11 protein-coding genes are annotated in these 11,304 nt (G+C 38.0%); 4 read left to right on the forward strand and 7 right to left on the reverse strand.

The features are described 5' to 3' along the window. Window positions 1-27 precede the first annotated feature (27 nt). Window positions 28-2,238, forward strand: a complete 2,211-nt coding sequence (locus AC59HC_RS16830) for a RelA/SpoT family protein (protein WP_496559026.1) — start codon at window positions 28-30, stop codon at window positions 2,236-2,238. Window positions 2,239-2,240: 2 nt separating this feature from the next. Then, a complete protein-coding gene (nhaA, locus tag AC59HC_RS16835) occupies window positions 2,241-3,419 on the forward strand; it encodes a Na+/H+ antiporter NhaA (protein ID WP_496559027.1) in 1,179 nt (392 codons plus the stop codon). Here nhaA and AC59HC_RS16840 read toward each other — a convergent pair. Further along, window positions 3,416-4,429, reverse strand: a complete 1,014-nt coding sequence (locus tag AC59HC_RS16840) for a YihY/virulence factor BrkB family protein (RefSeq protein ID WP_496559028.1) — start codon at window positions 4,427-4,429, stop codon at window positions 3,416-3,418. The two genes, nhaA and AC59HC_RS16840, sit on opposite strands and share 4 nt — an antisense overlap. Before the next feature lie 304 nt (window positions 4,430-4,733). On the opposite strand from AC59HC_RS16840, the gene AC59HC_RS16845 reads away from it, so the two are divergent. Continuing rightward, entirely contained in the window at window positions 4,734-5,207 is a 474-nt protein-coding gene (locus AC59HC_RS16845; protein ID WP_110011124.1) for a 23S rRNA (pseudouridine(1915)-N(3))-methyltransferase RlmH, read from the forward strand. A gap of 187 nt (window positions 5,208-5,394) precedes the next feature. On the opposite strand, the gene AC59HC_RS16850 is transcribed toward AC59HC_RS16845, so the two are convergent. From AC59HC_RS16850 to AC59HC_RS16865, 4 genes are all read right to left on the reverse strand, one after another. Beyond that, window positions 5,395-5,847, reverse strand: a complete 453-nt coding sequence (locus AC59HC_RS16850) for a tRNA (cytidine(34)-2'-O)-methyltransferase (protein ID WP_202843859.1) — start codon at window positions 5,845-5,847, stop codon at window positions 5,395-5,397. 68 nt (window positions 5,848-5,915) lie between these two features. Next, window positions 5,916-6,728, reverse strand: coding sequence for a tetratricopeptide repeat protein (locus AC59HC_RS16855; RefSeq protein WP_496559029.1), 813 nt, complete (start codon window positions 6,726-6,728; stop codon window positions 5,916-5,918). Beyond that, window positions 6,725-7,291, reverse strand: coding sequence for a phosphatase PAP2 family protein (locus AC59HC_RS16860; RefSeq protein WP_110011127.1), 567 nt, complete (start codon window positions 7,289-7,291; stop codon window positions 6,725-6,727). Before AC59HC_RS16860 ends, AC59HC_RS16855 begins: the two co-directional genes overlap by 4 nt. A gap of 2 nt (window positions 7,292-7,293) precedes the next feature. Further along, complete coding sequence (locus AC59HC_RS16865) at window positions 7,294-7,638, reverse strand: Sec-independent protein translocase subunit TatA/TatB (RefSeq protein ID WP_110011128.1); 345 nt, start codon at window positions 7,636-7,638, stop codon at window positions 7,294-7,296. A gap of 472 nt (window positions 7,639-8,110) precedes the next feature. On the opposite strand from AC59HC_RS16865, the gene AC59HC_RS16870 reads away from it, so the two are divergent. Continuing rightward, on the forward strand, window positions 8,111-9,058 hold the full coding sequence (locus tag AC59HC_RS16870; RefSeq protein WP_496559030.1) for a hypothetical protein: 948 nt from the start codon (window positions 8,111-8,113) through the stop codon (window positions 9,056-9,058). 75 nt (window positions 9,059-9,133) lie between these two features. On the opposite strand, the gene AC59HC_RS16875 is transcribed toward AC59HC_RS16870, so the two are convergent. Both AC59HC_RS16875 and AC59HC_RS16880 read right to left on the reverse strand, forming a co-directional pair. Next, window positions 9,134-9,937, reverse strand: coding sequence for an arylamine N-acetyltransferase family protein (locus AC59HC_RS16875; RefSeq protein ID WP_411413723.1), 804 nt, complete (start codon window positions 9,935-9,937; stop codon window positions 9,134-9,136). Between the two features lie 103 nt (window positions 9,938-10,040). Further along, window positions 10,041-11,300 carry a TCR/Tet family MFS transporter gene (locus AC59HC_RS16880; protein WP_123277962.1) on the reverse strand — a complete coding sequence of 420 codons (1,260 nt, stop codon included), beginning with the start codon at window positions 11,298-11,300 and terminating at the stop codon, window positions 10,041-10,043. Between the last annotated feature and the right edge of the window lie 4 nt (window positions 11,301-11,304).

The following is an 11,304-nucleotide window of genomic DNA, read 5'->3' on the forward strand; positions in this document are numbered from 1 at the left end:
TTCGTCTAATTATAGGCATGTGCACAAATGAGCTACGATTTAGAACAAGAGAATAAAGAGATCCTTGCCAGATATAAGGACCTGATCTCTAATACATACAGAACATTGGATGAGGAAAATAACAAGCTCATCCGAAAGGCATTCGATATCGCGCTGGATGCCCACAAGGATCAAAGGAGAAAATCCGGGGAACCTTACATCTACCACCCTATTGCTGTTGCTAAAATTGTAGCAACAGAGATTGGTCTGGGTGCTACTTCTATTGCCTGTGCACTTCTGCACGATGTGATTGAAGATTCTGATTATACCTACGAAGATCTGAAAAAAATCTTTGGTGAGAAGATTGCCAATATCGTGAATGGACTGACGAAAATTTCCATCATGAACCACCAGAATATCTCTGTGCAGTCTGAAAACTACAGAAAACTCTTACTGACATTATCTGAGGATTTCAGAGTGATTCTGATTAAAATTGCAGACCGTCTCCATAATATGAGGACTCTGGAAAGCATGGCTCCGGATAAGCAGAAAAAAATTGCTTCGGAAACAGTGTATATCTATGCTCCCATGGCTCACCGTCTTGGATTGTATAATATCAAATCTGAGCTTGAAGATCTTTCTTTAAAGTATAATAATCCGGAAGTCTATAACGAGATCACGGAGAAATTGGAACTGGCCAAGGAAAGCCGTGAAAGGTATATTGAAGAATTTAAGAAGGAAGTATCCGAAAGACTTCATGAAGAAGGCTTAAATTTTAAAATCAAAGGCCGCGCGAAAGCTATTTCTTCCATCTACAGAAAAATGCTGAAACAGGGAGTTTCCTTTGAAGAGGTTTTTGACAACTACGCCATCAGAATTATTTATAAATCGGATGCGAAAAATGAAAAATTCCTGGCCTGGAAAATTTACTCTATTGTTACGGATGTATACCACAGTAACCCATCCAGAATGCGTGACTGGATTACCCAGCCCCGCTCTACAGGATACGAAAGTTTACATTTAACGGTTTTAGGTCCTGATAAAAAGTGGATTGAAGTACAGATCCGTTCCGAAAGAATGGATGAAATTGCTGAGAAAGGGGTTGCTGCACACTATAAATACAAAGAAGGTTACAAACAGAGTTCTGATGACAGAAATTTTGAAAAATGGGTAACTGAGATCCGTGAAGTACTGGAACAGCAGCAGAATCTTTCCACCTCGGAGCTTCTGGATAACATTAAGCTTAACTTATATTCCAAAGAAGTATTTGTCTTTACGCCAAAAGGAGAAATTAAAATCCTTCCGACTAATGCTACCGCTCTGGATTTTGCCTTCTCTGTTCACTCCGATCTGGGAATGAAATGCTTAGGTGCCAAGATCAATGGAAAACTGGTTCCTATTTCCTACATCCTTCAAAACGGAGATCAGGTAGACATCCTGTCTTCTCAGAACCAGAAACCTAAATCGGACTGGCTGGAATTTGTTGTGACATCTAAGGCCAAATCCAAGATTAAAAGTTATCTGAACTCTCAGAAAAACCAATTGGTGGAAGAAGGAAAAGAAATTCTGCAGAGAAAACTTCGTCATGCCAAAATCAATTTTAATGATGAAGAAATTAATAAACTGCAAAAGTTCTTTAATTTAAAATCATCTCAGGAGCTCTTCCTTAAATTCCAAAGTAATGAACTGGATGTAAGCAGCCTGAGAAAATATATAGAAAGTAAAAACGTATTCAACAACTTACTTTCAAGATTCAGAAAATCGCCCAACAAAAATCTGCATTTTGACGATCCGAAAGAGGAAAACCTTGATATGATTGTGTTTGGGAAGGACGAAGAGAAACTTAACTACACGTATGCAAAATGCTGTACCGTAATTCCGGGAGACAAAATCTTCGGATTCATCACGATTTCAGACGGAATCAAAGTGCATAGTGACAACTGCCCGAATGCCATCAATCTGAGAGCTCAGTATGATTACCGTGTTATTCCTGCCAAGTGGGTGAATGCGGAAAGCTTCAAAAACAGAGTAAAAATTGAAATTGAAGGGCTGGACAGAATGGGGATGATTAATGATATCACCACTGTCATCAGCGGAAGTATGGGGATGGATATGAAAAGTATGTCTATTGAATCCAACAATGGTGTTTTCACGGGAAATATCAACCTCGAAGTCAAAAATAAAGGTCAGTTGGAAGAGACCTTTAAAAAACTTAAAAATATTAATGGTGTTTCCAGAGTGAGACGGGTACAATCGTAAACATGAATTTATCTCTTTATTTTAAAAAATTTTTCAACAACAGTCAGTCCTCAGGAATTATTCTTATTTTCTGTGTACTTATTTCATTGCTTATTGCCAATTCTGCTGCGGCAGAGAATTTTCAGCATTTTTTAGACAAAGTGGTGGGAACGCATCTTTTTGGATTGGAATATCCTGTCAGCATCTGGATCAATGATGGATTAATGGCAGTTTTCTTCCTTCTGGTTGGCCTTGAAATAAAACGGGAATTGGTAGAAGGTGAGCTTTCTTCTTTTAAAAATGCCTCCCTTCCTATTTTTGCAGCCGTAGGCGGAATGCTTATTCCCGCTGTTATCTACAGCATTTTCAATACAGGAACGGAATACAGCAATGGCTGGGGAATTCCTATGGCAACCGATATTGCCTTTTCTCTGGCTATCATTTCGATGTTGGGTAAAAAAATTCCCAACTCTATTAAGATATTTTTAGCGGCATTAGCTATTGTAGATGATCTGGGAGCGATCCTCGTGATTGCTATTTTCTATACAGAGCAAATTCACTGGAGCTATCTCCTGCTATCTTTTGGGGTAACAGCCTTACTTTTTATTTTAAACTTTTTAAAAGTAACTAAAACAATATTGTACATCATCCCGGGACTGTTTTTATGGTATTTCCTTCATCATTCCGGAATTCATGCAACCATAGCAGGTGTTTTGCTGGCGTTCTCCATTCCTACCAATGCTTCGAATGTAGAAATTTCACCTCTGGAAAAACTGGAGCATCAGCTTCATATTCCGGTAAGTTTTCTGATCATGCCGATATTTGCTTTAACGAATACCAATATCACTTTTTCCAGTGAAATGGTGGCAGGAGTTACAAGCACATTAGGATTGGGAATTATCTGTGGATTGGTATTGGGTAAACTGATTGGGATCAATCTGTTTTCATTGATTGCTATTAAATTAAAGCTCAGTTCACTGCCTCAAAACAGCAACTGGCTTCAGATGATTGGTGTAGGATTGCTGGCCGGAATCGGGTTTACTATGTCTATTTTTATTGCATTGCTTTCTTTCAAAGAAGAAATTCCGATTCAGGATGAAGCGAAGTTTGCAATTCTGATTGCGTCCTTTATCGCCGCCATTGCCGGATTTATCATACTCAGTCTAAGTTCAAAAGAAAACCCTGAACTGGAAGAGAATTAATCTTCCTTCCGGTTCTCCAATTTTCTTTTGTGTTCCTCATCACTATCAAAGTCCGGTTCAGTAATCTCGGTGTGATATCCTGAAGCTTCCTTCTCAATCTCATCAGACAACAGCTTTTCTATTCTGAGTTTTCTGATCGCCATATTCAGCTCATTTCCGAATAAAAGGAGATATACATTGACATTCACCCAAACCATCAGCAGAATCATGCTTCCTATAGACCCGTAAAGAACGTTATATCGGGCTATGTCTTTTACATAAATAGCAAAAATATACGTTGTAACCACAAATAATACTGTAGTAAGAATAGCTCCCGGAACCGCTTGTCGGAATCTTGTAATCTTCACAGTACCCAGCCAGTAAAATAAGGTCAGAAGTATAAAGTAAAAAAGCGGGAAAGAAACAAACCCGATAATTTTGGAAAGGTTGTCTACAAGCCACGTTACATCATAAGCCGGCGTAAAAAGCTTCATTACAACCTCTGCGTAATACACTCCAAACAGTGTTAAAAAAACGATGGTAATAAAGCCTATCGTGATAAAAAACGAAAGAATAAACTCTTTTACGTCACTTAATTTTTCATCTGTATTTTCATTAAATCCGTTGATCAGGGAAAATGTACCGTTCGTTGCAAAAACAAGAGCCAGAAGAATGGTCAGGTTACTGATTCCTTTCATATTTGGTATGATATTGCTTACAATGTATCCTTTTACATCTCCTTCCATGTTGGATGGAAAAACATTATGCATCAGCACATCAAAAATATAGAACTGAAGCTCATCATACAGCGGCATATGAGGCAGTACAGAAAGCAAAAACAGAATAAACGGAAACAGACTTATGGTAAAACTCCACGAAATAGCAGCCGCTTTTCTCCCTATTTTGCCTTTAAAAATCCCGGAGATATAAATCTGAAACATCTGCCAAAGTGATATTCCCAAAACAGGAATATGGATGCTGTCAAAAAAATCTTGAATCTTTAAAATAAATTTAGGAACCTTTACACTCATCGATCTGTTTGTCTTTATACAAAGGTAGGGGAATTAAATTAAATGGGGAAAAGATAGGTGGCAGATATTAGGTAGCAGGTGGCAGGTTTTAGGGATCAGGCATTAGGGATTAGGGATTTGAGAGTGGGAGAATTTGAGAGTTTAACGTTGAGAGTCAAAGGTTCATGATAACCCGCAACTAATATAACCTACAACTCGAATCCCGAAACCCGAAACAAATAACCTTGAATCCCGAAACTGCAACCCAAAAACCGGCAACAAATTAACCGGGAAACCCTATCTTTGCCCTCTGAAACTTCTTACAATGCGAATCAGCTTACTTTGTATCGGAAAAACAGATGATAAGGAAATTACCTCTTTAATCAATTATTATCTCAACCGTTTACCCAAACACTGGAATTTTGAAATTACAGAAATTCCGGATGTGAAAAATGCCAAAAACCTATCCCCAGACCTTCTTAAAAAGGAAGAAGCCAAATTATTCTTAAACCATATTGACAAAAACGATCTGGTGGTAATTCTTGATGAAAAAGGAAAACAGTTTACCAGCCGCGAGTTTTCACAGAAAATTGACACCTGGATGAATTCTTCTGTCAAGAAAGTACATATTCTGATCGGAGGCGCTTATGGCTTCGCCGAAGAAATCTACAGCAGAGCCAATGAAAAAATGTCTTTATCCAAAATGACTTTTACCCATCAGATGATCCGTCTGTTTATTGTAGAACAGCTTTACCGCGCTGACCAGATTTTGCAGGGCAAACCTTATCATAACGATTAAAACAAAAGGTATTATCTCAAAAGTCAAATAATTGTTTTTTGTCATTGACTACGTCGAATCTTCGATTTCTGACGAAGGAAGAATCTCATTGACAAACTGAAACATGAGATTCTTTATTACATTTCTGAACTACGTTCGCAGACTTTCAGTCTGTGTTCAGAATGACATTTCTGAAACAACCTCTTTTTTATTTCAGACTGATCTGCCTCTTGGCTTCACCCACCACAAAAGCAACGGAATTGGCAATATTAAAGCTCCTGATGAGTTTTGACATAGGAATGGTCAGATGATTTTCAAAACGGTCCAGAACCTCTTTACTCAATCCTACACTCTCCTTTCCGAAAACCAGCCAGTCTCCGTCCTGAAAATCAGTTTCAAGATATGATTTTTCGGCATGGGAGCTCATTAGAAAAACCCTTGATCTGTCAGGGATTGTACTGATCCATTCATCCACATCTGCATATTCAGAAACATCCAGATGCACCCAATAGTCCAATCCGGAACGCTTCAGGTTTTTATCATTAATTACAAATCCAAACGGATGAACAAGGTGTAATCTGCTTTCAGTTCCTACACACAATCTTCCGATATTTCCTGTATTATTGGGTATTTCGGGCTCTACAAGAACAATATTTAACATCTCTTTCTATCTCTTTATTTGTTTTAGTGTGGATTTATTTAATGATTTGGCAGAGTATTTTTTTAAATTTATTTCTTTACACATTTAGCATAAGAATCACTGAGGATGGCTTTTTCATAGCCTAAAGCCACTGCTTTATCCAGGTTTTCACAGGCTTCCTTAAGTTTGGAAGTGTCCATCAGAATCATGGCTTTGCTTACATAAGACTGGGCAAATTTCGGATCTATGGAAATTGCTTTATTAGCATCTGCCAGCGCTTCCTTATATTTTTTCATTTTAAAATATACGTCTGATCTTCCGTTATAAAGTAATGATTCCGGTTTTTCAGCAAGAAGTTGATTATAATCTTTCAACGCTCCATCCAGGTCTCCATTATTTTTTTTCAGATTGGCAAGCCCTGTTTTTGCAAAAATATTGTCAGGAGCGAAAGTGAGAATCTGGTTAAGATCTTTAATGGCAAGATCTTTTTTCCCCTGGCTGTCGTAAATTTTGGAACGGGTAAGATACAAATCAGCTGTTTCAGGATTTACTTTGAGTCCTTTTTCTACATATTCCAATGCCTTTACTTTGTTTCCCTTCTGGCTGTAAAGCGATGACAGATTCACATATACAGAAATTGACAAAGGGTTTGCTTTTAAAGCAGAATCATAAGACTTAAAAGCCTGAGTCGTTTTTCCAAGCCTTCTTTGGGACGTTCCAAGATAATCGTAATATTCTGATTGAAATTTTTGGATCTGTTCTTTTTCTGCCAGTTTTAAATACTGTTCTTCTGCACATTTATAATCAGCCTTGTTAAAGCATTCTTCAGCCAGTTTTTTATTCTGGGCATAGAAATTAAGGGATAAAAAGAGGGAAATTACTGCTGGTAAAGTTTTTTTCATGAGTTTATAGTTTGTTTGTTGATCACTTTTTTGGCGAGTGCACCAAATATCACTCCCAATAAAGATCCAACAAACGCCCCCACCAAAATATCTATCGGGAAATGCACTCCTAAATATATCCGGCTGTAGGAAACCACCAGAGCCCATACAAATATAGCATATGGAAACCATTTAAGCTTATTTTTTAATAAAATACTTAAAAAGGATGCCAAAAAGAATGTATTGGAAGCATGAGCAGAATAGAAACCATATTGCCCACCGCATTTCACGATTCTCATATGATGTTCCAGCGTAGGATCATGACAAGGTCTCAGCCTTGCTACACCATATTTGAAAACACTGGCCAGCTGATCAGAAACCGTTGCTCCGATGGCCAGAAATATAAGGATAAAAACTAATGATCTTAGTTGATGGTTTTTGTATAAAAAATAAAGAAATATAATATAAAGAGGTACCCAGATCCATGTACTTGAAATCAGCATCCAAAACTGGTCAAAAGATGAATCTCCCAAATTATTAAGGTAAAGAAATACCTTCTTATCTTCCTGAATGATCTCCTCCATGATTATCTGCTTACAGGTCCTTCATAAGTCTCATCATCTGCAGGCTTCGGTTTTGGCGGCTCATTGGAGGCAACAGAAGAAGAAGGTTCCGTTAGAATATCTTTTTGAATATCATTCATCGGATTGAAATCCTTTGCAGCATCTTTTACCTTCTCAATCTCACGTTTGATTTCAGAAACAGGGTTATCTGTTTCTTTCATAATTTCAGTTTTAATATCTTCCACTGCTCCACGCATCTTTCTAACGCCTGCACCTAAGTCACGCGCAATCTGAGGCAGCTTATCCGGACCGAATAATACAACGATTGCAATGGCAATGAGTGCCATTTCTCCAATGCTTAATTCCATGGCGTAAAATTACGAAAGATTATTGCATTTATGGACTGTAAACTAAAAATTTAAACAAATTTTAAGATTTTATAATGAAGTTCAGGATTCAAAGTTCAAGGTTCAAGGTTCAAGGTTCAAGGTTTAAGGTTTAAAGTTGCCGACTGCATTTTACGGGTTACAGGGTTATTTTGTTGCTGGTTGTTTCGTTGCTCGTTTTTTAGTTTCGGGATTTTAGTTTTTTGTTACCGGTTCTTTTTTGTTACTGCTTAACCACAACTTTAAACTTTAAACTTTAAACTTTAAACCTTAAACTTTAAACACTCTCAAACTCTCCCACTCTCAAACTTAGCCTCCTAATCCCTGCTACCTAACATCTGCAACCTAGCACCTGCAACCTCCACTTATTAATTAACAAATATTTAATTCAAAATAGTGAGAATTAATTAATATTTATGTATATTTATAATACACAACCAAATCAATATTAATTATGAAAAAACTAGTAACTACTTTTAAAGTTTTTGCCGTGTTATCGGTAATGGTACTTCAAAGCTGCCGGAATGAAAACAATGAGGTGAACCAGCAGGAAACCATTCAGGCTAAGGTAACCGTAGACGATCTGAAAAAAGAGATCACTCCTGCTTCTTCCCAGATGGTTCCTGAAGCAGTACAACGTCAGCTGAATGAGTCCGGCAAAAATCTCGAAACCTATTTAAAAAATGATTTACAGATTACCGGAGTAACGGTGCTGGGAAAAATTTCAACCCAACAGGGTGTTGAACTTTCCAAAAGCCTTATTACGGATCAAAATCAGTTCATTGCTTCCGGGAACATAATGGATCCATCCTCTGTAAAAATTGGAAAAATCGATGATTTGTATACCGGAGAGGATCTGACAACTGCACAACAGGGATTAAAAGAAGCCATTACCGAAGAAGTAAAACCGGGCACTCAAGTTATGGAAGTAACATGGAACGGAAAAAGCGGAAAATTTACCACTTTGTGTTTTTATGGGGACTCAGGAATTATCTGGGACAATATCTTCGGAGGTCTTGTGATGATGGATACCCGGGGAAATTCAGAAGCATCTGACAGCGAAGCTTCAAAAGTAGCTTCTACATGGTATAAACAGTGGTGGACAGCCAATTGGCTTTGGGGTTCTAAACGAGGTGAAGCCGGATATAAGATTACCATTTATTATTCAGGATCCACCGTTTCCAATGCAGATGTAAGTGATTGGGGATATATCAGCTTAGGAAAAGCGAAAAGTGAGAGTAAAATTATAAAAAGAACAGGTGCCTACGGACAATGCCGTTATGCCCTTGGACTTTGTACTCCTACAGGTTCTTTAAGCTTTAATTCCACTAATTTCTCTGTGTCATTCTCCGGATTAGGCAGCAATATTGTAAGTAACGGGACAAAATCCCTTTATCCATAGTTATTTTCATAAAAATCAGATTTTAATCAAAACGGGAAGCTCACTGAGCTTCCCGTTTATTATATTTTATAAGTCTTACCAGATTCTGACTTTTGACTTTAGTGCTTCTATTGCATTTTCTTTAAGGCCGAAAGTATTCATCAGTATTTCATAAAGCTGTACATCATTTTCTATCGCTACAGCTTCTTTTTCACCATCGCCGGAGCGTATATTCAGTACATGATCCGTATAGGTATAGCGGGCATTTTCATCTACTTTTGAAAGAATCAGTCTGTTTTTAAAATGGGAATCCGGATGGGTAGACAGATACCAGTTGGAAATATCCAGATCAATAAGTTCTACATGCTCAGGAATAAACCGGTACACCGGAAGCCACTGCTCTTTCCACATCCAGAGTGTGTAGGTTTCTTGCCTGCGCGAGATTTTAAATATTCCGTTGGGCGTTTTCTGCTGATCTTCTTTATTTAAAAGTATGGGTGAAGTAAGCGTAGCTGTTCCAAATCCGCAATCCACTATATATTGATCACCATCAAAATCCACAATAAGCAAGAGATGAGTCTGCGCCGCAATACTGTCTTCCTGCCTTCCCCACACTACCCTTCCAAGCTGAAGCTTTACATTGAAACCTAATGTTTTTAAAACTTCACTTAAAAGCAGGTTTTGTTCATAGCAATATCCGCCTCTGGATTCGATCACCAGTTTTCTGAAAACATCATCTAACTTTAAAGAAGGAACCGTCCCCGTATAAGGGTCAATATTCTCAAAGGGTATATGTTTCGGATGAAGCTGATGGATCCTTTTCAGTGTTTCCATACTCAATTCCGGAGTTCCGAAGAAATGAATCCGTTCAAAATACTTTTCCAGGTCTTCTATATTCATAATTTTGTTTTTCCTGTTTCAGCAATGAGCAAAACTATTCACTCCTGTAAATTTATTGAAAGATGTAACTCAAAATCACCTATATCTCATCAATAGAACAAATCTATGGCTTGTGAAAATCTTTTTCAGAGGTGATATCAACTAAATTTTTATTTTTTTTCTGAAAAGCAGAATAAGTAATTACCACACTGACCGCCATTAAAATAAATGCTAAAAAGAAAGGTGCCCCTGAAAATTTGAACGGTGCTTCATCATGCGTGAAATAGTAAAATAAATTAGTCATCATCGGAGGTCCTATAATGGATGTAGCACTCATTAAACTCGTTAATGCTCCCTGAAGTTCTCCCTGTTCGTTGGAAGGAACACTTTTCGTGATGACAGACTGTAAAGCCGGTCCGCAGATTCCTCCTAAACAGTAAGGAACCAGAAATACAAACATCATCCAGCCTTCTGAAGCAAAGGCAAACAACAGCATTCCTACAGCATAGAAAGCCAATCCGTAATAAATACTTTTCTGCTCTCCCAGCCTGGGCGTTGTATATCTGATAAGCCCGCCCTGTACAAGACCTACCAGCAAACCTACTACTCCCAATGAGATTCCTACCATTCTTTCCGTCCAGCTAAACTTATACATCGTAAAGAAGCTCCAGTTACTCTGTACCGCATGGCCTGCAATATAGATCAATATCAACGAAACAATCAAACCTGAAATTTCAGGATGTTTCCCCAGAAATTTAAATGAGCCTATTGGATTGGCACGTTTCCAATCAAATTCTCTTCTTTTATCTTTATCCAAACTTTCAGGAAGGATGAAATATCCATACAAGAAGTTAAGCAGACACAGACCTGCTGCGGCATAGAAAGGAACTCTGGCTCCATAATGTCCTAGAACTCCACCCAGAACAGGTCCTATGATAAATCCGAGCCCAAAAGCAGCACCTATCAGTCCGAAATTCTTAGCCCTGTCTTCATCCGTGGAAATATCAGCAATATAGGCACTGGCGGTAGTGACACTTGCTCCTGTAATCCCTGCAATGATCCTTCCTAAAAACAGCCACCAGATCGTTGGAGCCAGCGCAAGGAAAATATAATCGATTGCAAATCCGAAAAGAGAAATCAGAATGATGGGTCTTCTTCCGTATTTGTCACTAAGATTTCCGACTAACGGAGAGAATATAAATTGCGTAAATGCATAGGCAAATCCAAGCCAGCCACCATATTTTGCAGCTTCACTAATATCTGCATGAATAAGTTCCTCAATTAATTTAGGAACAACAGGGATGATGATTCCCCATCCCGTAATATCGATCAGTAAAGTAATAAATATGAAGCCTATAGCTGCTTTTTTCTTTGAATTTTCCATGATG

This window comes from Chryseobacterium sp. DZ-32, assembly GCF_059587025.1.

Bases quoted from the DNA above. Each gene is read 5' to 3' on its own strand.
- AC59HC_RS16875 (WP_411413723.1), bottom strand. From the start codon at position 9,937: ATGAATATAGAAGACCTGGAAAAGTATTTTGAACGGATTCATTTCTTC.
- AC59HC_RS16865 (WP_110011128.1), bottom strand. From the start codon at position 7,638: ATGGAATTAAGCATTGGAGAAATGGCACTCATTGCCATTGCAATCGTT.
- AC59HC_RS16850 (WP_202843859.1), bottom strand. From the start codon at position 5,847: ATGTTAAATATTGTTCTTGTAGAGCCCGAAATACCCAATAATACAGGA.
- AC59HC_RS16855 (WP_496559029.1), bottom strand. From the start codon at position 6,728: ATGAAAAAAACTTTACCAGCAGTAATTTCCCTCTTTTTATCCCTTAAT.
- AC59HC_RS16830 (WP_496559026.1), top strand. From the start codon at position 28: ATGAGCTACGATTTAGAACAAGAGAATAAAGAGATCCTTGCCAGATAT.
- nhaA (WP_496559027.1), top strand. From the start codon at position 2,241: ATGAATTTATCTCTTTATTTTAAAAAATTTTTCAACAACAGTCAGTCC.
- AC59HC_RS16870 (WP_496559030.1), top strand. From the start codon at position 8,111: ATGAAAAAACTAGTAACTACTTTTAAAGTTTTTGCCGTGTTATCGGTA.
- AC59HC_RS16880 (WP_123277962.1), bottom strand. From the start codon at position 11,300: ATGGAAAATTCAAAGAAAAAAGCAGCTATAGGCTTCATATTTATTACT.
- AC59HC_RS16840 (WP_496559028.1), bottom strand. From the start codon at position 4,429: ATGAGTGTAAAGGTTCCTAAATTTATTTTAAAGATTCAAGATTTTTTT.
- AC59HC_RS16860 (WP_110011127.1), bottom strand. From the start codon at position 7,291: ATGGAGGAGATCATTCAGGAAGATAAGAAGGTATTTCTTTACCTTAAT.
- AC59HC_RS16845 (WP_110011124.1), top strand. From the start codon at position 4,734: ATGCGAATCAGCTTACTTTGTATCGGAAAAACAGATGATAAGGAAATT.